This is a genomic window from Acidimicrobiales bacterium (assembly GCA_035630295.1).
GTDB lineage: Bacteria > Actinomycetota > Acidimicrobiia > Acidimicrobiales > Iamiaceae > Iamia.
In genome coordinates, this window is record DASQKY010000028.1 from 23,475 (window position 1) to 45,194 (window position 21,720).

Sequence of the window (21,720 nt, forward strand, 5' to 3'; positions counted from 1 at the left end):
GAAGAGGTGACCCACGTAGGGTGCGGGGATGGGGCGGGCGGGGATGTGGAGGCGGGTGCTGGTGGTGGCGGTGCTGGTCGGGGCGTGCTCGGGTGGGGAGGCGGGGACCGCAGAACGACCAGGGCGAACCGCGGGGCCAGGTGAGCGGGCCGGTGACGAGGGACCCTTCGATGCCTACGGCGGGTCGACGGCGGTGGACCTGGAGGCCACCGGCTGGTTCCGCACCGAGGAGGTCGGCGGGCGCTGGTGGCTGGTCACCCCGGACGGGCACCCGTTCTGGTCGGCCGGGGTGAACGGCGTGCGCCCCACCGGCACCACCGACCGGGACGGGGGAACCCCGTACGCCGAGGCGGTGGCCGCGGCCTACGGCAGCGACGAGGCCTGGGCCGACGCCCAGGTGGCCCGGTTCCAGGACTGGGGCGTCACCACCCTGGGCGGGTGGGGCGAGGAGGCCCTGCCCCTGTTCGCCGAACGGGTCCCCTCCACCTACGTCCTCGACCTGGCCCGCGACGTCGACGACGAGGGCCGCTTCGCCTGGGCCGACCTGTGGGACGAGGGCTGGGCCGACGGCGCCCGGGCCGAGATCGCCCGGGTCACCGCGGCGCACCGGGACGACCCGTGGCTGGTGGGCTGGTTCACCGACAACGAGATGCCGTGGGGCATGGGCATCTCCGGAGAGGGGCTGGTCACCATGTTCGACCTGGACCTGGCCCGGCCGCCGGGGTCACCGGGCAAGGAGGCCCTGCTGGCCTTCCTGCGCCACCGCTACGGCGACGACCTGAGCCGCCTGGCCGCCGACTTCCCGGCCCTGAACGCCACCACCTGGGACGAGCTGGCCACCCCCCGGGACCCGGTGCTGCTGGCCACCACCCAGGGCGGCAAGGACACCCAGGTGGCCTACGCCACGGCGGTGGCCGAGCGGTACTTCTCGGTGGTGGGCCCGGCCCTGGCCGAGGCCGACCCCCACCACCTGGACCTGGGCGTGCGGTTCGTGGCCGTGGCCACCCCCCGCCCGGTGCTGGAGGTGGCGGCCCGGTCGGTGGACGTGGTGTCGGTGAACTTCTACGAGATGACCCCGTCCTTCGACCAGGCGGTCATCGACCTGTCGGACGGCATCCCCCTGGCCGGCACCCGGGACACGCTGGCCGGCTTCGGGGCCGCCGGGAAGCCGGTGCTGGTCAGCGAGTTCGGCTACCGGGCCGCCGATGCCGGCCTGCCCAACACCAGCCCGGCCATCTTCACCACCCTGCCCACCCAGGCGGAGCGGGCCCGGGCCCTCCGCAACTACGGCCGGTGCCTGCTCGACACGAGCTACGTGGTGGGCGCCCACTGGTTCCTCCACGCCGACCAGCCGGCCATCGGCCGGGCCGACGGCGAGGACCAGAACCTGGGCCTGGTCGACATCGAGGACCGCCCCTACGAGGAGGTCACCACCGTGCTGGCCGGCCTCCACGACGAGGCCTACGCCCGCCTCTCCCCCACCGCCGACCCGCTGCCCTGCACCCCGGTGGGCACCCAGGCCACCCCGGGCTGAGCGGCCGTCAGTTGAAGCCCTGGTTGTCCTGCTTGAGGGCGGTGTCGACGCTGAGCGCCGAGGCGACGACCAGTGACCGGAGGGGCTCCTCCAGGGGACGGTGGATGCTCACCACGTAGTTGTCGGCGGTGGTGAACATGGCCTTGGCGAAGCCCTCCCACGTCTTGGTGATGCGGGCCACCTCCTGGCCGGCGGCGTCCCGGATGGAGAAGTTCCAGGCCCGCCAGTTCTCGGCGTTGATGGACCCCACGGGATGGCCTCCGACGGTGAGCCCGAAGCGGATCTTGCCGAACACGTTCTCCTGCACGATCTCGCCGATGGGCTGGCCGTCGCCCCGCTCCACCTGGAAGCGGGACTTGAAGACCTTGCCGGGCCGGGTCAGGCGCAGGACGGGCTGCCCGGCGGCGTCGACTATCTCCAGCCGGTGGGTCAGGAACTGGTCGAAGGAGGTCATGACCCGCAGCACCTTGCGGGCCGCCGTCTGGCCGACCTGGCGCACCGCCCCGAGCTGGCGACCGTGCTGGTCGTAGACGGCGTACTCGTTGGTGACCTCGATCAGCTTGGCCTTCTGGTTCACCACCAGGACCGGCTCGGTGAACAGCGTGCCGCCTCCCGCCGGGGCACCGGCCACCGCACCCGGCTGGGGACCCCGGGACCCGGGGGCCCCGGCGTAGGGATCGTGGACGGCTCGGGCCACCTGCTGCTGCACCTGCTGGGGCGTGGCCACCCCGGTGGCGTAGGCCCAGTCGTCGCTCGACTCGGTGAAGGTCGCGCCGCCGGTGGAGACGTGAGGGGTCCACTGCCCGCCGTCGTACCACCGGTGCTGTTGGCGTCCGTACGGGTCGGGGTACCAGCCCGGTGGGGCGCCACCCGAGGTGCTCACACCACCGCCACGCACGTCAGGCGGCCACCGTCGAGGACGACGCGGCCGTCGTCGCCGGTGGTCTGGAAGCAGGCCTCGCCGGGTCCGGTGTCCCACATGCGGACGGTGAGCCGCTCGCCGGGCAGGACGGGGGACGAGAAGCGGCCCTCCATGGCCCGCATCCGGGCGGGGTCGCCCTCGCACAGGCGGTGCAGCAGGGCCCGGCCGGTGAAGCCGTAGGTGCACAAGCCGTGGAGGATGGGCCGGTCGAAGCCGCCCAGGGCCGCGAACGACGGGTCCGAGTGCAACGGGTTGCGGTCGCCCGACAGCCGGTACAGCAGGGCCTGGTCGGAGCGGGTGACGTAGGCGTGCTCGTGGTCGGGGGCCCGGTCCGGCGGCGGGTTCTTGGGCCCCGACGGGCCCCGGTCGCCCCCGAAGCCGCCCTCGCCCCGGATGAAGGCCGACATGGTGTTCACGAACAGCACCTGGCCGGTGGCCGTGTCGGTGGAGGTGGAGCGCACCTCGACCAGGGCGCCCTTGCCCTTGTCGTAGATGGCGGTGATCTCCCCCACCGTCTCCACCTCGCCCTCCACCGGGATGGGCCCGTGGAGCTCGATGGCCTGCTCGCCGTGGACCAGCATGGCCGGGTTGAACGAGCCGATGGAGGCGAAGGCCCCCCCGCCCCCGACGCCCAGGACCACGGCCATGGTGGGCAGCACCTGCTGGGTCACGCCGTTGGTGTTCTCGGTGGTGAAGGCCAGCTCGTCCTGGGGGTCGACGGCGCCGGCCCCCACACCCAGGGCGTAGAGGATGGCGTCGGAGCTGGTCCAGGCGTGGCGGACCGGCTGGCTGCGGGAACCGACGGCGGTGGGGTCGATGGGCACGGGCGCTCCCTACTTCTCGTCGTAGCCGAACATGTTGGCGTTGGGCCGGGCGTCGGCCACCAGCTGCAGGGCGATCTCGCCCACCAGCTCCGGGTCCTCGACCGGCTCGGCGGTGGGGCCCCGATGCCAGCCCTCCGACACCGACAGGGCCTGGCCGGAGACGTCGAAGACCCGGCCCGTCACCGGACGGCTGGCCGGTGAGGCCAACCAGGTGACGATGGGGGCGATCCACTTGGGGGCCATCTTCTCCTTGGTGGCCTCGTCGGCCTGGCCCATGCCCAGGTTCTCGGTCATGCGGGTCAACGCCGCCGGGGCGATGGCGTTGACGGTCACGCCGTAGCGGGCCAGCTCCTTGGCCGCGATGACGGTGAAGGCGGCGATGCCGGCCTTGGCCGCCCCGTAGTTGGTCTGGCCCACGTTGCCGTAGATGCCCGACGGCGAGGACGTGTTGATGATGCGGGCGTCGACCTCGTCGCCGGCCTTGGACCGCTCCCGCCAGTGGGCGGCGGCGTGGCGGGCCGGGGCGAAGGTGCCCTTCAGGTGGACCCCGATGACGGCGTCCCACTCGGCCTCGGTCATGTTGGCCAGCATCCGGTCCCGGAGGATGCCGGCGTTGTTGACCAGCACGTGCAGGTCGCCGAAGACCTCGACGGCCTGGCCGACCATGGCCTCGGCCCCGGCCCAGCTGGACACGTCGTCGCCGTTAACCACCGCCTCGCCCCCGGCGGCCACGATCTCGTCCACCACGTCCTGGGCCGGCCCGGTGGAGCGGCCCGAGCCGTCGACCTCGCCGCCGATGTCGTTGACCACCACCTTGGCCCCCTGGGCGGCCAGCATCAGGGCGTGCTCCCGGCCGATGCCCCGGCCGGCGCCGGTGACGATGCACACCCGTCCCTCGCAGATCCCGGTCATGTGGCGCTCCTCGCTCGGTGGCGGCTGGGCCGGCGGATCCGGGCCGCCGGGCGCGGACATGATGGCAGCCCTCCCCGGTCCCCGCGATGACAACGGCGGCGGGTGGCGCACGTGCCATCGTGGGGGGGTGCGCCGCCCCCGCCTCGGCATCCTCCTCGGCACCGGCATCCCGGTGGCCGTCGTCCTCGTCCTCCTGGCCGCCTGGGCCTTCGACACCAGCGCGGCCGCCGACGGCACCTACCGGAACGTGGAGCTGGCCGGACGGGACGTGGGGCGCCTGTCGGAGGACGAGCTGGACGAGGCCGTGGCCGAGGTGGCCGTCGACTTCGCCTCCACCCCGGTCCGCATCGCCACCGGGGGCGATCCCCTCTCGGCCACCGCTTCCGAGCTGGGCCTGGAGGTCGACCGACCGGCCACCGTGGACGCGGTGCTGGCCGAGGGCCGCGAGGGGTCGGTGGCCCTGCGCCCGCTGGCCTGGAGCCGGTCCTTCGTGGCCCCCTACGAGGTGGCGGTCCGCTACCAGGTCCGCACCGACCGCCTGGCCCTGGCCCTGGCCGAGCGGGAGGGCGACGGGTCGCGCCAGCCGATGGAGCCCACCATCCTGGCCTCGCCCGAGGCCGTCCGCATCCAGGCCGGCGCCGCCGGCCAGGCCCTCGACCCCACCGAGGTGGGCGAGGCCCTCCTGGAGGCGGCCGACGCCGGCGAGTCGCCCATCACCGTCACCGTGGAGCCGGTGCAGCAGGCCCCGCAGGTCAGCGACGACGAGGCCCAGGCCCTGGCCGACGAGGCGGCCGAGCTCACCGGCCAACCCTTCACCACCACGGTGGCGGGCAGGACGGCCACCTTCGACGTGGCCGAGCAGCGGGCCTGGCTGGGCTCCCGCGCCACGCCCGAGGGCCTGGAGCTGACCCTCGACCAGGAGGCCATCGACGCCGCCCTCCGCGACCGGATCGGCTCGCTGGGCGACGCCGCCCCCCAGAACGCCCGCTTCACGGTCGAGAACGGCGCCGTGCGCCTGATCCCGGCCGTGGTCGGCATCTCGTGCTGCTCCGAGGACGCCCCCGGCCAGATCGCCGAGGCCATCCTGGGCGGCGAGGACACCGTCGAGGTCGAGCCGGTGACCGACGAGCCCGACCTGACCACGGCCGGGGCCGAGGCCCTGGGCATCCGGGAGCCGGTGGGCACGGTCACCGAGTGGAAGGGCCAGCCCCAGGTCAAGTCGTTCACCACGTACCACGCCTGCTGCGAGCCCCGGGTCACCAACATCCACAAGATGGCCGACCTGGTCCGGGGGGCGCTGGTCGGGCCGGGCGACACGTTCTCGGTCAACGGCCACGTGGGCCAGCGCACCGTGGAGAAGGGCTTCGTCGAGGCCGGGGCCATCGCCAACGGCGTGCACGTCGAGGAGGTCGGGGGGGGCGTGTCCCAGTTCGCCACCACGCTGTTCAACGCCGCCTTCTTCGCCGGCCTGCCCTTCGGCGAGTACCAGTCGCACTCCGAGCACTTCTCCCGCTACCCCTACGGGCGGGAGGCGACGATGGGCTACGAGCACCCGGACCTGCAGTTCACCAACGACACCCCCTACGGCATCCTGATCTGGACCTCCTACACCGACACCAGCCTCACCATCACCCTGTACTCCACCCAGTACGCCTCGGGGCAGCAGACGGGCCAGACCACGGGCCGGGACGGGCGCTGCACCACGGTCAGCACCCAGCGCACCATCACCTACGCGGACGGCCGCACCGCCGCCGACACGGTCCGGGCCCGCTACCGCGACGCCGGCGCCACGTCCTGCTGAGCGCCATCCCGTGACCCGCGCCGTCGACGTCCTGGTGGTGGGGGCCGGCCCCGCCGGCGCCGCCGCGGCCACCACCCTGGCCCGGGCCGGCCAGTCGGTGGCGGTCGTCGACAAGGCCACCTTCCCCCGGGACAAGATCTGCGGCGACGGGCTGACCGCCGGGGCCCTCCGCCAGCTGGAGGCGCTGGGCCTCGACCCGGCCGCGGTGCCGTCATGGCAGCGGGTGGACGACGTGGTGGTGTCTCCGCCGTGGGGCGCCACCGCCGCCTTCCCCCTGCCCCGGGGCCAGGGCTCCTACGCCGTGGTGGCCCGCCGGGCCGAGCTGGACGCGGCCCTGGTGGAGGGGGCCCGCAAGGCCGGGGCCGACGTCCACGAGGGGTGCGCCCTGGTGCGGGCCGTCGACCACGGCGACGCGGTGACGGCCACCGTCGAGGGACTGGGTGAGGTGCGGGCCCGCTACGCCGTCGGCGCCGACGGCATGTGGTCCCCGTTGCGCAAGTGCCTGGGCGTGGCCGTGCCCGGCTACCGGGGCGAGTGGCACGCCTTCCGCCAGTACCTCCGGGGGGCGGCCGCCCCGGCCCGCCGCGACCTGTGGGTGTGGTTCGAGCCCGACCTGCTGCCCGGCTACGCCTGGTCGTTCCCGCTGGCCGACGGGGCGGTGAACGTGGGCTTCGGCATCCAGCGGGGCGGCAAGGTGGCGGTGCGGGAGATGGCCGAGATCTGGCGCACCCTCCTGCGCCGGCCCGTGATCGCCGAGGTGCTGGGCACCGACTGGGAGCCCGAGGGGCCCCACCGGGCCTGGCCCATCCCGGCCCGGGTCGACCGCATCCCGCTCACCTCCGGCCGGGGCCTGTTCGTGGGCGACGCCGCGGCGGCCACCGATCCCATGACCGGCGAGGGCATCGGCCAGGCCCTGGAGACCGGCATGGCCGCGGCCCGGGCCATCCTGGCCGCCGGCCCGGGCGCCCCGGAGGTGGCCCGCGCCCGCTACGAGGCCGAGGTGACCCGGGGCCTGGCCCGGGACAACCGCCTGGCCGGCGCCCTGGTGCGGGCCCTCCAGCACCGGCGGGGGGCGGTGGCCGCCGTGCGCCTGGCCGGGGCCACCCCCTGGACCCGCCGCCACTTCGGCCGGTGGCTGTTCGAGGACTACCCCCGGGCCGTCCTGGCCACCCCGCACCGCTGGCACCGCGACCTGTTCTCCTCCCCCGGCGCCTACCGGGACTGACGGCCGCAACCTGACCGAGCGGTCAAGGGCTCGGTAGGGTGAGCGGATGCGCACCCGGCTGACCGAGATCCTCGACGTGGAGCACCCGGTGATGCTGGCCGGCATGGGCGGGGTGTCCTACTCCGAGCTGGTGGCGGCGGTGTCCGAGGCCGGCGGCTTCGGGTGCATCGGCGCCTCGACCATGCCCCACCCCATGCTGGTGGAGGAGATGGCGGCGGTGCGGGAGCGCACGGCCAAGCCCTTCGGCGTCGACCTGCTCACCGCCGCCCCCCAGGACTTCGAGGCCAAGATCCGCGACATCGCCAAGGGCGGCGCCTCGGTCTACGTGGCCGGCCTCGGCGTCCCCCGCGACGTCGTGGACCTGTGCCACGAGCTGAACCTGCTGGTGGTCAACATGTGCGGCAAGGTCCGCCACGCGCTGGCCGCGGTGGAGGCCGGCTGCGACCTGGTGGTGGCCCAGGGCACCGAGGCCGGGGGCCACACCGGCACCGTGGCCACCCTGGCCCTCGTGCCCCAGGTGGTCGACGCGGTGGGCGACCGGATCCCGGTGGTGGCGGCCGGCGGCATCACCGACGGCCGGGGCCTGGCCGCCGCCCTCACCCTCGGGGCCGACGGCATCTGGGTCGGCACCCGCTTCATCGCCACCCCCGAGGCCCACACCGTCAACGGCTACAAGGACGCCCTCCTCGGGCTCCAGGAGGACGGCACCGTCGTCACCCGGGCCTACACCGGCAAGACCTGCCGGGTGGTGCGCAACACCTACACCGAGGAGTTCGATGCCGCCGGGGGCCAGCCCGAGCCCTTCCCCCACCAGGTCATCAAGTCGATCCAGGACGGGGCCAACCACCTGGGCGGCAACGAGCTGTCCCAGGACGTCGACCCGGCCCGCGAGTTCTTCCCCGCCGGCCAGGGCGCGGGCATGATCGGCGAGCTGGTGCCGGCCGCCACCCTGGTGGAGCGGTTCGTGGCCGAGGCCGAGGCCGCCCTGTCCCGGGCCGGCTCGCCCGTCTGACCCCTTCTCGGCACGAAGGTGCCGGGATGTCGGGCTCATCCGTGCCCGGTTCGCTCGCCCGATCCAACCGGGCACGAAAGTGCCGGGATATCGGGCTCTTCCGTGCCGAGTTCGTGGGGGGAGGGTGGTCTGCCAGGCTTGGGGCCGATGACCGACCTGCCCACCCTCCACCCCTCGGTCGACGTCGACGAGCGGACCAAGGTCGACGAGCGCCCGGTCACCGACGACGGCGACCACGAGCGCTTCGCCCACGTGGTGGTGCCGGCCTCGGCCGTGACCGAGGCCTACATCACCGGGGCCACCGTCACCGCCCTGTGCGGCAAGCGCTGGGTCCCCACCCGCGACCCGGGCCGCTACCCCGTCTGCCCCACCTGCAAGGAGATCCTGGACGCGGCCCGAGCCGCCCGCGACGGCCAGGGCTGACGACCGGTGCACCACCCCGAGGCCGAGCACCGCTGAGGGTTACCGGGGGGACATCGCCGACACGTCGTCGGTCCACGGGGAGACCCGGGATCGCCCGGGTCCGGCAGGCCGAGATGTGTCCGCGAGCGGCCGGTAGTGTCGGGGCGTGGAGCAGCGGGTCAGCCTCATCACCCTGGGCGTGGCCGACCTCGGGCGGTCGCGGGGGTTCTACGAGCGGCTCGGGTGGAGCGGCCACGAGGTCCAGGAGACGGTCTTCTTCCAGGCCGGTGGCCTGGCCGTGGTGCTCTGGGGCCGGGACGAGGTGGCCGCCGATGCCGGCATCACCGACGACGGCGCCACCTTCGGGGGCGTCGTCCTGGCCCACAACGTGCGCTCGCGCCAGGAGGTCGATGCGGTGATGGCCGCCGCCGGGGAGGCGGGGGCGACGATCACGAGGGCACCGGCCGAGACGTTCTACGGCGGCTACGCCGGCGTCTTCCGCGACCCCGACGGCCACGGCTGGGAGATCGCCCACAACCCGGGCTTCGCCCTGGCCGCGGATGGGTCCCTGGTCCTGCCCGACTTCGGGGCCGCCGAGGGGTGACGGCCCGGGCCGGATCGCCGTTCGGCTCGGCGCCGTGGAGCGACGGTGAGATCGTGTTCCGGGACCCGGGGTGCGACCGACACGGATCCTCGTGATGGGGGTGGGCGAGGCATGATGGGGCGGCCCGGCGGCGACCCCCCGGGCCCGGCGACGAGATGTCGTCCGCATCCGGGGTCGCGGCGGTGTCGGCCACCCGCCTCACCAAAACCGAGGAGCCCCCGTGTCCACCTCCACGGACCCTGATCGCCCCGACCTCGCCGCCGCGGCCCCGCCCGCCGCCGCCCCGTCGGGGGTGACGCTCGACGATCCCGGCCCCGGGGACGGGGACGGGCCCAGCAGGACGGTGGCGCCGGTGGTGGCCCGGGCCGCGATCGTCGCCGTCGGGGCCTATGCCGGGGCCCAGGTCATCGCCCAGGTGACCAGCCTCAAGATCGGCGTGGTGGGCGGCCAGGCCGTGGACATGGGCACCTTCGTGTACCCGATCACCTTCACCCTGCGGGACGTGGTCCACAAGGTGGCGGGGCGGCGGGCGGCCCGCACCCTGATCCTGACCAGCGCGGTGGTGAACCTGTTCCTGGCCGCCTACCTGGCCTGGACGGCCAGCGTGGACAGCGACCCGTCGTGGGGCCTGGGGGCCGAGTACGAGGCGGTGCTGGGGCCCATCTGGCGCATCGTCCTGGCCTCGCTGGCCGCCATGGTGGTCTCGGAGCTGATCGACACCGAGGTGTACCACTGGTTCGTCACCCGGGTGACCCGCCGCTTCCAGTGGCTGCGGGTGCTGGTGTCCAACGCCGTCAGCGTCCCGGTCGACAACCTGGTGTTCGCCCTGGGGGCCTTCGCCCCCGTGGCCCTGCTGGGCACCGACGGCCTCCCCTGGGCCACCGTCTGGAGCATCTTCTGGGTCAACCTGTGGGTGAAGGGCCTGGTGTCGCTGGCCTCGCTGCCCCTCATCTACACCACGAAGGACCGCCAGGTCCCCCACTGAGCGGGCGGTCAGCCCGCGAAGCGGGCCACCGAGCGGACCGGCGTCGCCGGCCGGGCCGCCGGCTCCTCCGCACCGGCGCCCGAGCCCCCACCCTCCGACGCCTCGCCCGCCGGGCACGGGATGACCACCCGGGGCACCTCGCCGGCGAAGGCGACGGTGTCGTCGACGGCCAGGCCGGCCAAGCGGTCGAGCACCCAGCGGCTGCGGTCGTGGGAGGAGACCACGACCGAGGCGACGTGATCCTCGTCGTCGTAGATCCACATGCGGACGTCGCTGCCGTGGGCCACGAGGGTGTTGCAGGCGTGGTAGGCGAGGGGGGCGGGGACGTCCTCGTCGCTCTCGCTCTGGATCAGCAGCACCGGGGCGGGCACGATGCGCTGCCCCGGGTACACCGACTCGATGGACGCTCGCCACGCCGGGAGGTCCATGGGGTCGACCATCATGTCGCGGTCGAAGTCGAACTCGGGCCAGACGCACGGGCCGTCGGGCCGGTCCAGAGGGATCAGCGCGTCGTACTCGGCCTCGCCCGACGGGGTCAGGATCTCGGTCCGGTCCAGCTCGGGGAGGGCGGTGACCAGGCCGGCCAGGCCCAGGCTGGCGTAGGGGCTGCCGGCGGCGATGGCCGCCCCCATCAGGCTCGGGGTCCCGATGGAGACGACGCCCCTCAGATCGATGTCCGGGGCGTACCCGGGCTGCTCCTCGCCGGCGAAGATGGCGGCCTGGCCCCCCTGGGAGAAGCCGACGACCACCGCGGTGGAGGTCCCACCGAAGGCCCGGGCGGCCCGGATCGAGTCGAGCACGGCTCGACCCTCCCCGAAGCCGTCCATGTAGGGGTGGAGGCCCGGGGTGCCCAGCCCCGGGTAGTCGCTGGCGGTGACGATGTGGCCGGCGGCCAGGAGGGAGACCACCTGCTGGTAGCTGTCCGGCGAGTTGAGCCCGCCTCCGGACTGGGCGTCGAGCGACGGGGCGCACCCGTCGACGATCCCCGACGTGCCGTGGGCCCAGGCCACCACGTGGCGCCCTCCGGGCGGGGCGGGCACACCGGTGGGCACCAGCACGTAGCCCGAGACCGGGATGCTGCCGCCGTGGCGGTCGGTCGACCGGTAGAGGACCTGGTGCGGCTCGACGGTGAAGGGGAAGGGGCCGCTGGCGAACGGGACCGACGCCAGCACCTCACCGGGCGGCCCAGGGGGCAACGGGGCGGGCACGGGCAGCAGGCCCGGCCCGGGTGGCCCGGGTGGCACCTGGCCGGCGACCGGGGCGCTGGACCCCGGCGCGCCCGACAGCCCGACCAGCACGGCGCCGGCCACCACCCACGCGATGACCCCCCGCTGACCCATGGCTTCCCTCCCCGAGCTGCACCGTCACAGCTTCCTCGGGCGACGCTACCGTGCCGCCGCCACCCGGATCGTCCCCGGGGCGGCGCCGGTCAGACCGCCTCGCACCACTCCTTGACCTGGCCGACCAGGCTGGCCTGGGTCTGGTCGCCGGTGGGGATGGGGATGACGTTCAGGTGGGTGACACCGGCCTCGGCGAAGGCGGCGATGCGCTCCTTCACGTAGCCCTCGGGCCCGCACAGGGACGTGGCCTCCAGGAGGGCGTCGGGCACCGCGGCGGCCGCCTCCTCCTTCTTGCCGTCCAGGTACAGGTCCTGGATCAGCTCGGCCTCGGCCTCGAAGCCGTAGCGGCGCACCAGGTCGTTGTAGAAGTTGCGACCCCGGGCCCCCATGCCCCCCACGTACAGGGCGACCATGGGGCGGGCCATCTCCCGGAAGCCGGCCACGTCGTCGCCCACCGCCACCATGCCCCCCGCCGCGATCATCAGCGGGCCCAGGTCGTCGCTGCGCTTGGCCGCTCCCCGGGCCAGGTCGTCGCCCCACACGTCCTGGGCCTTCTCGGGGTGGAAGAAGATGGGCAGCCAACCGTCGGCCATCTCGGCCGTCATCTCCACGTTCTTGGGGCCCAGTGACGCCACCCAGATCGGGATGCGGGGCCGGACCGGGCGGGCGATGAGCTTGAGGGGCTTGCCCAGCCCGGTGCCCTCGCCCTCGGGGAGGGGCAGGGGGTAGTTGGGGCCCTCCGCCGTGACCCGGCCGTCGCGGGCCCACACCTTGCGGCAGATGTCGATGATCTCCCGGGTGCGGCCCAGGGGCTTGTCGTAGCGGAGGCCGTGCCAGCCCTCGATGACCTGGGGACCGGACGCCCCGAGACCCAGGTGGCACCGCCCGTCGGACAGGGCGTCGACCCCGGCCGCGGTCATGGCCAGCAGGGTCGGCGTGCGGGTGTAGATGGGCAGGATGCCCGCCGCGATCTGGACCCGCTCGGTGGTGGCGGCCAGGTAGCCCATGAGGCTGACCCCGTCGAAGCCGTAGGCCTCGGCCACCCAGGCCAGGTCGAGCCCGGCCTTCTCCAGCTCGGAGACCTGCAGGGCCGACTCCTTGAAGCCGCCCGAGTAGCTGAGCTGCATGCTGACCTGCACGCCGCCCTCCTTTCGTCAGTGGATCGGGGTGGCGGCGCCGGCCTAGGCGGCGCTCAGGCGCTCGCGGGCCGCCTTGGCCCGGTCGATGAGGAGCTGGGGGACGAGCACGCCGTTGTGGCTGTAGCCCCCGTCGCCGCCGTCGCCAGCGTCGCCGGCGCCCTCGTCACCTGAGGTGTCGTCGTCGGCCACGGCCTCGTCGTCGCCGTCGAGGTGGCGCTGCCATTGGGCCGGGGTGGCGAGGTGCTTGCGGTTGATCGAGCCGACGGCCACGCCGTTCTCGAAGCTGACCCAGTAGCGGATCCAGCTCAGGCCCACCACCAGCACCACCTTGCCGGGGGTGCCCTCGGGCACCTCGCGCAGCTCGGCGGCGCAGATCACCCGGTCGCCCTTGCGCAGGATCTCCGGCGCGTCGTCTCGCTTGGCCACGCCCGGACGGTAGCCCGGGCATGCCCACGACCGGGAAACGCAGGGGAGGCCGGGCACCGCCTCGGTACTGTGCCAGGACGACCCTCCACGACCCGCACTCCTGATGACGACGCCATGACCGAACGACTGGGCAACGCCGCCCGCGACACCTTCCGCTCCCTCCACATCCGCAACTTCCGCCTGTTCTTCACCGGCCAGCTCGTCTCCCAGACCGGCACCTGGCTCACGATGGTGGCCCAGACCCTCCTGGTGCTGAAGCTGACCGGCTCGGGGGTGGCCATCGGCCTCCTGACCGCCTGTCAGTTCCTGCCCGTGCTGGTGCTGGGGGCGTGGGCCGGCAGCGTGGCCGACCGCAGCGACAAGCGCCGGCTGCTGGTCTGGACCCAGGCCGGGGCCATGGCCCAGTCCCTGGTCCTGGCGGCCGTGGTCTTCAGCGGCCACGCCACGGTGGGGGCCATCTACGCCCTGGCCCTGGTCCAGGGGGTCCTGACCGCCTTCGACAACCCGGCCCGCCGGGCCTTCGTGGTGGAGATGGTGCCGACCGACATGGTGGCCAACGCCGTCAGCCTCAACAGCGCGGTCATGACCGGGTCCCGGGTGGTGGGCCCGGCCCTGGCCGGCGTGCTGGTCATCACCGTCGGCTTCGGCTGGGCCTTCCTGCTCGACGGGCTCAGCTACATCGCGGTGCTGGCCGGGCTGCTGCTCATGCGCCCGGCCGACCTCCACTCCGTGCCCCCCGGGGCTCGGGGCCGGGGCCAGGTGCGGGCCGGGCTCCGCTACGTCCGCTCCCAACCCGACCTGCTGGTCCCGCTGATCATGATGGCCGCCGTCGGCACCTTCGCCTTCAACTTCCAGGTGACCATCCCCCTGCTGGTGACCGGGCCGCTGGGCGGGGGTGACGGCACCTTCACCATCCTGTTCTCGGTGCTCAGCCTGGGGTCCATGCTGGGCGCCCTGTGGACGGCCCGGCGCACCGAGGTCACCAACCACCAGATCGTGGTGGCGGCGGCCGGCTTCGGGGTCTCGATGCTGGGCCTGGCCGTGGTGCCCGGGCTGTGGGCCGCCTTCCCGGTGGCGGTGGCCCTGGGGGTGGCCAGCATCGCCTTCATGACCACCTCGACGGCCATCGTCCAGATGCGGGCCGCCCCCGAGTACCGGGGCCGGGTGCTGGCCCTCCAGGCCATGGTGTTCCTGGGCAGCACCCCCATCGGCGGGCCCGTCGTGGGCTGGGTGTCGGACACCGCCGGGCCCCGGGCCGGCATCGCCCTGGGCGGGGTGGCCTGCCTGGCCGCCGCGGCCTGGGCGTCGCGCGCCCTGGGTCGGGCCGGTGGGGTCGACGCCACGGACCCGGCGGCCCAGGTGGCCGAGGACCAGGCCGTCACCCTGGCCGACTGACCCCCGTTCTGGGGCGCCACCGCACATGCCGACGTGCGCTGGCGCCTCAGAAGCGGAGGGGGGTGGAGGCCAGGCCCGAGGTCCAGGCCGCGTAGAGGGCGGCGTAGCGGCCGCCCTCGATGGCCAGCAGCTCCTCGTGGGGGCCCAGCTCGGCCAGGACGCCGCCGTCGACCACCCCCACCCGGTCGGCGCGGGCCGCGGTGGACAGCCGGTGGGCGATCACGATGGTGGTCCGGCCCTCCATCAGCCGCTCGACGGCCTCCTCGACCACCGCCTCGGTGCCCGGGTCGAGGCTGGAGGTGGCCTCGTCGAGCACCAGCACGGCCGGGTCGGCCAGGGCGGCCCGGGCCATCGACACCAGCTGCTTCTCGCCGGCGGAGAGCCGGCTGCCCCGTTCCCGCACCTCGGTGTCCAGGCCGTCGGGCAGGGCGGCGAAGCGGTCGAGCACGCCGATGGCGGCCAGGGCCTCGTCCACCTCGTCGTCGGAGGCGTCGGCCCGGGCCACCCGGACGTTGTCGCGGATGGTCCCGTTGAACAGGAACCCCTCCTGGGGCACGACGGCGATGCGCTGGCGCAGCGATGACAGGGTGGCCCGGCGCAGGTCCACGCCCCCGAGCGACACCGCGCCGTCGCTCGGGTCGTAGAAGCGGGCGACGAGCTTGGCCAGGGTGGACTTGCCGGCCCCGGTCGGGCCCACCAGGGCCAGGCGCTCACCGGGGGCGATGGTGAGGTCCACGTCGCGCAGCACCGGGTCGAGATCGGGCCGGTAGGCGAAGCCCAGGCCCGACACCACCACGTCCCCCGAGGGGGGCAGGTCGACGGCGTCGGGGGCCTCGGGCACGTCGACCTCGGTGTCGAGGAGCTCGTAGAGCTTCTTGAGGGCGGCCCCCGCCGACTGCACCTGGTTGAACAGCTGCGAGAGCTGCTGCACCGGGTCGAACAGGTTGGACAGCGACAGCACGAACAGGGCCACCGTGCCCACCGACAGCTCCCCGTCGAGCACCAGCTGGCCCCCGATCCACACCACCAGGGCCGTGGCCCCGGTGCCGGCGATCTCGATGACCGGCAGGTACCAGGACTGCACCCACACCGAGCGCATGTGGGCCCGGTAGAGGGTGAGGTTGCGGTGGGCGAAGCGGTCGCTCTCCACGCCCTCCCGCCCGTAGGCCTGGATGACCCGCACCCCGGTGAGGCCCTCCTGGAGCTGCGAGAGCATCAGGCCGATCCGGTCCCGGACCGTGAGGTAGGCGGCGTTGGAGTCCCGCTGGAACTTCACGCTGGCCAGGACCACCAGCGGCAGGGGGATGGCCACCACCAGGAGGAGCTGCCACGAGGTGAGGGCCAGCAGCACCAGGGTCAAGACGATGAGCAGCACGCTGGAGGTGAACTGCAGGAGCCCGAGCTGGACCAGCTCCTGGAGCGAGTCCACGTCCGAGGTCATGCGGCTGACGATCACGCCCGCCTTCTCGCGGTCGTAGTAGGGCATGGACAGCCGGAGCAGGTGGCGGAACACCCGATTGCGCATGTCCCGCAGGAAGCCCTCCCCCACCCGGGAGATGAGGACGATCTGCACCCGGTTGACCACGTAGCCCAGGAGGGCCACGGCCACGTACAGCCCGACGGCCAGGTTCAGGGCCCCGGTGTCGCCGGGCTTGATCCCCTCGTCGATGCCGTGGCGGACCAGGAAGGGCCCGGCGATGGTGGTCAGCGTGTACGCCACCACCAGGCCCAGGGCCACCAGCAGGCCCCGCCGGTAGGGACCGAGGGTGGCGACGGTGCGGCGCAGGACCCGGCCGGCGGCGCGCCGGTCCAGGCGGTCCTCCTCGCTGACCGACGACGTGACGATCATCAGGCCCCCGCCACCGGCAGCGTGCCGTCGCCGGCCACCTCGACCTCGCCCTCCTCGACCCCGGCCGGCGCCCCCTCGGCCGCCGCGGTGGAGGCCAGCACCTGGCGGTAGCGGGCGCTGGTGTGGAGGAGCTGCTCGTGGGGGCCATCGGCCGCCACCCGCCCGCCGTCGATGAGCACCACCCGGTCGGCCAGGGCGATGGTGGCCGGCCGGTGGGCGATGACGATGGTGGTCCGGCCCTCCATCACCTCCGAGAGGGCGTCGCGGATCTCGTGCTCCTTGGTGGGGTCGACGGCGCTGGTGGCGTCGTCGAGGACGAGCACCCGCGGGTCGGCCAGGATGGCCCGGGCGATGGCCACCCGCTGCCGCTGGCCGCCGGAGAGCGAGTACCCCCGCTCCCCGACCAGGGTGTCGTAGCCGTGGGGCAGGGCCTCGATGAACCGGTGGGCCCCGGCCAGGGTGGCGGCCCGCACGATGTCGTCGAGGGCGGCGTCGGGCTCGGCGAAGGCGATGTTGGCGGCCAGGGTGTCGCTGAAGAGGAACGTGTCCTCGAAGACCAGCCCCACGGCCCGGCGCAGGTCGTGGAGGGAGACGTCCCGCACGTCGATCCCGTCCAGGAGCACCGCCCCGCCGTCCACGTCGTAGAACCGGCACAGCAGGCGGGCCAGGGTGCTCTTCCCGCTGGCCGTGGCCCCGACCACGGCCACCGACTGCCCGGCTGGGACCTCCAGCCGGAACCCGTCGAGCACCGGGGGCCCGGCGGCGTAGCCGAACGACACCCCGTCGAAGGTCACCCGCCCCACCGGCGCCGTGTCGTCACCGGGGCCGGGCCGGGCCGGCAGCGCCACCGGTGCCGCCGGCTCGGCCACCTCCACGTCGGTGCGGAGCACCTCGGCCACCCGCTGCGAGGCGGCGATGGCGCGCTGGGCCATGGCCACGATCCAGCCCAGCATGCGCAGCGGCCACACCAGGAGGGCCACATAGGCGTTGAAGGCCACCAGCTCGCCGATGGTGAGCCGGCCGTCGATGACCAGGTGGCCGCCGTAGGCCAGCACCAGGATCAGGCCCAGGCTGGGGAGCAGCTCCAGGCCGGGCCAGTAGCGGGCCCGGATGAGGGCCCCGTCCATGGCCGCCCGGTAGACGTCGTCGGCCTCGCCGGCCAGGCGCCGGGCCTGCACCTCCTCGGCCCCGAAGCCCTTGACCACCCGGACCCCGGCCACCGTCTCCTCGACCACCTCGGCCAGCTCGGCCGACTCCTCCTGCACCGCCATCATGGTCGGGAACAGGCGGGTGCTCATCCGCCGGGCCAACACCCCCACCGTGGGCAGGGCCCCGAGGGCCAGCACGGTGAGCAGGAGGTCGATCCGCACCAGGATCACGGCCGAGGCCACCACCGTCACCACGTTGGCCACCGTCAGCGGCACCAGGACCACGAAGTTCTGCACCTGCTGGAGGTCGGTGTTGGCCCGGCTCATGAGCTGCCCGGTGGGGCTCTGGTCGTGGTACGGGAAGGACAGGCGGACTACGTGGGCGAAGAGCTGGTCGCGCAGGCTGGCCTCGGCCAGGCGGGCCTCCCGGAAGGCCATGTAGCGGCGGACGCCGGTGCACAGCGCGGTGGCCACGGCCACGATGCCGATGAGTGCGGCCCAGTGCACCACCGCAGCGCGGTCGCCCGCCTCCACGCCCTCGTCGATGGCCCGCTGCACCAGCGACGGGATGCTGACCCGGCCCGCGGTCCAGGCCAGGCCCACGGCCACGCCGGCGGCCAGGCCCCACCGCTGCCGGGACATCTGGCGGCCCAGCAGCCCCCAGCCCTGGCGGGACAGGCCGGCGGCCGACGGGGCGTCGGGGGCCGTCACCCGGCCACCGTCCCGTCACCGTCGTCGCCTCGCACCACCACGGCGGCGAGGGTACCGGCCCCCTCCCGGGCTCCCCCAGCGAGTACCGTCGACCGCTGTCGTGAACCCGCCGCCGACCGCCTCACCGGACCCGACCCCGCCACCGGCGGACCCCCGACCGACGAGGCCCGGTCCGTCGTCCTCGGCCCCCCACTGGCCGGCCCTGGACGGGCTGCGGGGCCTGGCCGTGGCCGCGGTGATCGCCTACCACCTGGGCCACGTCCCCGGCGGCTTCCTGGGCGTCGACCTGTTCTTCGTGCTCTCCGGCTTCCTCATCACCTCGCTCCTGCTGCGGGAGCACACGAGGTCGGGACGGATCGACCTCCGCCGCTTCTGGGAGCGCCGGGCCCGCCGCCTGCTCCCGGCCCTGGCCGCCACCCTGGTGGCGGTGGTGGTCGCGGCCCGGGTGGGCCTGGACCACACGAGGCTGCCGGCCCTGCGGTGGGACGCCCTCACCACCGCCGGCTACGTGGCCAACTGGCGCTACGCCTGGGCCCCGGCCAGCGGCTACTTCGCCGCCGACCCGTCGCCCCTGCGCCACACCTGGTCCCTGGCCATCGAGGAGCAGTACTACGTGGTGTGGCCCCTGGTGGTGGTCGGGGTGCTGGCCCTGGCCGGGCGCCGGGGCGGGGCCCGGGCCCGGGTGGTGGGGGCCGTGGCCCTGGCCGGGGCGGGGGCCAGCACGGCCTGGATGGCCCTCCACGCCGGCGACTGGAGCACCGACCGCCTGTACCTGGGCACCGACACCCGGCTGGCCGCTCCCCTGGCCGGCGCCCTCCTGGCCTGCCTGCTGCACCACCGCTCGGGAGCCGACGGCACCCCGGTCCCACCCCGCCGGGGCGCCCTGCCCCGGTGGGCGCCCTCGGCCCTCACCGGCGTCGCGGTGGCCGGCCTGGCCCTGGCCGTGGCCGTGGTCCACGCCGAGGACGGCTGGATGTACCGGGGCGGCTTCCTGGGGGTCGCGGCCCTGGCCGCCGCGGCCGTGGCTGGCGGGGTGGCCGACGGGAACGGGTCGGCGGCCCGGCTCCTGGCCGCTCGGCCCCTGCGGTGGGTGGGCGAGCGCTCCTACGGGCTGTACCTCTACTCGTGGCCCACCCAGGTGGTGGCCGAGGCCCAGGGCGTGGACGGCGCCGCCCTGACCGCCCTCACCCTGGCCGTGGCCGTCCCGGTGGCCGCGGCCAGCTACCGGTGGCTGGAGATGCCGGTCCGGCGGGGCCGCTCGCTCCGACCGGGCGTGACCCGAACCGGCGTCGCCTCCGGCCAGGCCGCCGCCCTCCCCACGGCCACGGCCCGGCGGCGGGGCCGGTGGTTGGCCCCCACCGGGGCGGTGGCCCTGGTGGTGGTGGCCGCGGTGGTGGCCGGCACGGTGACCGACGCCCGCCCCGACCCCCTGACGGCCAAGACCGAAGATGAGTTCGAGAAGGAGGCCACCCGGCCGGCGGTGACCGTGCCCCCCGGCGCCAACCGCGACGGGGCCCCGCTGCGGGTGCTCCTGGTGGGCGACAGCGTGGGCTACACCCTGGGCGACGCCGTCCCCGACGACCTGCCCGGCGTGGCCTCGGTCGATGGACGGGCCCTGCCCGGCTGCGGCCTCCTGGTCGCCGGCCGGCGGCCCGAGGACCTCATCCGGGCCGGTGTCGCCCCCGACTACGAGGGCTGCGCGGTGCCGGTGGCCGAGGCCGACCGCCTGGGCCTGGAGGGCCGGCCCGACGTCGCCCTCCTGGTCACCGGGGCGTGGGAGACGGCCGACCACGAGCGGGGCGGGCGCACCGTCGGGCCCGGCGACGACGGGTGGCGCGACCAGATCCGGGGCCTCCTGGACACCCGCATCGACCACCTGGGCAGCACCGGGGCGGTGGTGGCCCTGTGGGCCGACCCCTGCGCCCGCACCGAGGACAAGCGGCGGCGCCAGCGTTGGTACCGCGAGGAGGTGCTGGCTCCCGCGGCCGAGGCCGACCCCCGGGCCGTCCTGGTCGACCCGGGGGCGGTGGCCTGCCGGGACGGCCGGGCCGTCACCGACGTGGCCGGGGTGGGCGACCCCCGGCCCGGGGACGGCCAGCACTGGTCCGAGGAGGGGGCGAGGTGGCTGTGGCGGGGGTGGCTGGCCCCGGCCCTCCGCACCGCCCACGACGAGGCGGCCGACGGCAGCGAGCCGCCGGCCGAGCCCCCTTCCACCGAGCCCCCCTCCACCGAGCCCCCCTCCACCGAGGCCCCCGCCCCCGAGACCACCGAGCCGGCCGGACCCCTGCGCACGCTGGTGGTCGGGGACTCCATCGGCTTCACCCTCGACTTCCGGGGCACGGCCGGGGCCACCGAGGCCGGCCTCTTCCTGCTGCCCGGCGCCGCCACCATCGGGTGCGGCCTGATCCGGGAGGGCCGGTCCTTCGACGGGGCCCGGGACGTGACCGCCGAGTGCGACTGGCTGAGCGCCCTGGAGGACGAGCGGGTGGCCCAGGGCCCCGAGGTGGTGTTGGCCGTGTGGGGGGCGTGGGAGATGGCGGGCGCGTCGGGCATCCCGGGCTTCGGCTCGGGGGAGCCGGGTGAACCCGCCTACGACGCCTACGTGCTGGGCCTGCTGCGGGAGCGGCTGGAGGCCATGGGCGCAGGCGGGGCCCGCGTCGTGGTCCTGGGGGTGGACTGCTGGCCCCCCGACGGCGAGACCCGGTCCGTGGAGCGCCTGGGGTGGTGGCGCGCCCTGTCCCGGTCGGTGGCCGACGAGGTGGGCGCCGCCTACCTCGACCCCGGCGAGGCCTTGTGCGCCGATGGTCGCCCCCGCACCGACCTGGAGGGGGTGGGCGACCCCCGCCCCGGGGACGGGGCCCACTGGTCCGAGGCCGGTGCCCAGTGGTTCTGGCGGGCGTGGCTGGGCCCCCGCCTCCACGAGCTGGCCCGGTGACGCTCCCTGCCGGGGCGGGTCGGTGCGGGTTTGGGGGCCAGGATCGAGGGCATGCTCCTTCATCCCCACTCTGGGTGATGTCGTCGCCACTGTATGGTGTCGGCGGAAGGAGCTCTCATGAGAACCCCCCGACCCCGCACCCGTGCCCTGGCCGGCGTGGCGATCGTCCTGACCCTGGCGCTGGCCGCCTGCATGAGCGCCGAGCAGACCCGGGCCGTCGACGCCCTCAACCGGGACCGCCGGGCCCACGGCCTGCGCTCCCTGCCGACCCACGACGCCCTCAACCAGAAGGCCCAGGCCTGGGCGGACAAGATCGCCCGTGACAACCGCCTGTCCCACTCCAACCTGGCCCAGGGCCTGCCCGGCTGCTACCGCTCGGCCGGCGAGAACGTCGGCTACGACTCCTCCGTCGAGGCCGTGGAGGCCGGCTACATGGCCTCGCCCGGGCACCGGGCCAACATCCTCGACCGCAAGTGGACCCACGTCGGGGTGGGCGCGGCCCGCAACGGGAGCCGCTGGTTCACGGTCCAGGTGTTCCTCCAGGCCTGCTGACCCG

18 protein-coding genes are annotated in these 21,720 nt (G+C 74.7%); 10 read left to right on the forward strand and 8 right to left on the reverse strand.

What is annotated here, in order from left to right; all coding sequences use genetic code 11:
- The first annotated feature begins 28 nt into the window (after positions 1-28).
- A complete protein-coding gene (locus VEW93_07445) occupies positions 29-1,534 on the forward strand; it encodes a hypothetical protein (protein HYI61624.1) in 1,506 nt (501 codons plus the stop codon).
- 7 nt (positions 1,535-1,541) lie between these two features.
- Here VEW93_07445 and VEW93_07450 read toward each other — a convergent pair whose 3' ends face one another.
- From VEW93_07450 to VEW93_07460, 3 genes are read right to left on the reverse strand one after another with little or no spacing between them, the layout of a single operon-like run.
- Positions 1,542-2,417 (reverse strand): phospholipid scramblase-related protein, encoded by an 876-nt coding sequence (locus tag VEW93_07450; GenBank protein ID HYI61625.1) that lies wholly within the window; start codon positions 2,415-2,417, stop codon positions 1,542-1,544.
- A complete protein-coding gene (locus VEW93_07455; protein ID HYI61626.1) occupies positions 2,414-3,280 on the reverse strand; it encodes a MaoC/PaaZ C-terminal domain-containing protein in 867 nt (288 codons plus the stop codon). Before VEW93_07455 ends, VEW93_07450 begins: the two co-directional genes overlap by 4 nt.
- Before the next feature lie 9 nt (positions 3,281-3,289).
- Positions 3,290-4,192 (reverse strand): SDR family oxidoreductase, encoded by a 903-nt coding sequence (locus tag VEW93_07460; GenBank protein HYI61627.1) that lies wholly within the window; start codon positions 4,190-4,192, stop codon positions 3,290-3,292.
- A gap of 127 nt (positions 4,193-4,319) precedes the next feature.
- Here VEW93_07460 and VEW93_07465 point away from each other — a divergent pair, with 127 nt between their 5' ends.
- From VEW93_07465 to VEW93_07490, 6 genes are all read left to right on the forward strand, one after another.
- Positions 4,320-5,993, forward strand: a complete 1,674-nt coding sequence (locus VEW93_07465) for a VanW family protein (GenBank protein ID HYI61628.1) — start codon at positions 4,320-4,322, stop codon at positions 5,991-5,993.
- Positions 5,994-6,003: 10 nt separating this feature from the next.
- The gene (locus VEW93_07470; GenBank protein HYI61629.1) at positions 6,004-7,218 is read left to right on the forward strand and encodes a geranylgeranyl reductase family protein; all 1,215 of its coding nucleotides are present in this window, start codon (positions 6,004-6,006) and stop codon (positions 7,216-7,218) included.
- A gap of 46 nt (positions 7,219-7,264) precedes the next feature.
- Positions 7,265-8,230 carry a nitronate monooxygenase gene (locus tag VEW93_07475; GenBank protein ID HYI61630.1) on the forward strand — a complete coding sequence of 322 codons (966 nt, stop codon included), beginning with the start codon at positions 7,265-7,267 and terminating at the stop codon, positions 8,228-8,230.
- A gap of 147 nt (positions 8,231-8,377) precedes the next feature.
- Positions 8,378-8,653 carry a DUF3039 domain-containing protein gene (locus VEW93_07480; protein ID HYI61631.1) on the forward strand — a complete coding sequence of 92 codons (276 nt, stop codon included), beginning with the start codon at positions 8,378-8,380 and terminating at the stop codon, positions 8,651-8,653.
- Positions 8,654-8,798: 145 nt separating this feature from the next.
- A complete protein-coding gene (locus tag VEW93_07485) occupies positions 8,799-9,236 on the forward strand; it encodes a VOC family protein (GenBank protein ID HYI61632.1) in 438 nt (145 codons plus the stop codon).
- A gap of 220 nt (positions 9,237-9,456) precedes the next feature.
- The gene (locus tag VEW93_07490; protein HYI61633.1) at positions 9,457-10,221 is read left to right on the forward strand and encodes a queuosine precursor transporter; all 765 of its coding nucleotides are present in this window, start codon (positions 9,457-9,459) and stop codon (positions 10,219-10,221) included.
- Positions 10,222-10,229: 8 nt separating this feature from the next.
- Here the strand turns inward: VEW93_07490 and VEW93_07495 are convergent, their stop codons facing one another.
- The 3 genes from VEW93_07495 to VEW93_07505 all read right to left on the reverse strand — a co-directional run bounded on the left by VEW93_07495 (position 10,230) and on the right by VEW93_07505 (position 13,126).
- Positions 10,230-11,561, reverse strand: a complete 1,332-nt coding sequence (locus VEW93_07495; protein ID HYI61634.1) for a lipase family protein — start codon at positions 11,559-11,561, stop codon at positions 10,230-10,232.
- Between the two features lie 89 nt (positions 11,562-11,650).
- Positions 11,651-12,700, reverse strand: a complete 1,050-nt coding sequence (locus VEW93_07500) for an LLM class F420-dependent oxidoreductase (protein ID HYI61635.1) — start codon at positions 12,698-12,700, stop codon at positions 11,651-11,653.
- A 42-nt stretch (positions 12,701-12,742) separates the two neighbouring features.
- Positions 12,743-13,126 carry a hypothetical protein gene (locus VEW93_07505; protein ID HYI61636.1) on the reverse strand — a complete coding sequence of 128 codons (384 nt, stop codon included), beginning with the start codon at positions 13,124-13,126 and terminating at the stop codon, positions 12,743-12,745.
- A gap of 114 nt (positions 13,127-13,240) precedes the next feature.
- Between VEW93_07505 and VEW93_07510 the strand changes: the two genes are divergently transcribed.
- Positions 13,241-14,521: an MFS transporter gene (locus tag VEW93_07510; protein ID HYI61637.1), complete on the forward strand. Its 1,281-nt coding sequence runs from the start codon at positions 13,241-13,243 to the stop codon at positions 14,519-14,521.
- A gap of 46 nt (positions 14,522-14,567) precedes the next feature.
- Here VEW93_07510 and VEW93_07515 read toward each other — a convergent pair whose 3' ends face one another.
- A complete protein-coding gene (locus tag VEW93_07515) occupies positions 14,568-16,370 on the reverse strand; it encodes an ABC transporter ATP-binding protein (protein HYI61638.1) in 1,803 nt (600 codons plus the stop codon).
- Positions 16,370-18,229 carry an ABC transporter ATP-binding protein gene (locus VEW93_07520; protein ID HYI61639.1) on the reverse strand — a complete coding sequence of 620 codons (1,860 nt, stop codon included), beginning with the start codon at positions 18,227-18,229 and terminating at the stop codon, positions 16,370-16,372. Before VEW93_07520 ends, VEW93_07515 begins: the two co-directional genes overlap by 1 nt.
- Before the next feature lie 100 nt (positions 18,230-18,329).
- Between VEW93_07520 and VEW93_07525 the strand changes: the two genes are divergently transcribed.
- Both VEW93_07525 and VEW93_07530 read left to right on the forward strand, forming a co-directional pair.
- On the forward strand, positions 18,330-21,164 hold the full coding sequence (locus tag VEW93_07525) for an acyltransferase family protein (GenBank protein ID HYI61640.1): 2,835 nt from the start codon (positions 18,330-18,332) through the stop codon (positions 21,162-21,164).
- Between the two features lie 117 nt (positions 21,165-21,281).
- Complete coding sequence (locus VEW93_07530; protein ID HYI61641.1) at positions 21,282-21,716, forward strand: CAP domain-containing protein; 435 nt, start codon at positions 21,282-21,284, stop codon at positions 21,714-21,716.
- The last annotated feature ends 4 nt before the right edge of the window (positions 21,717-21,720 follow it).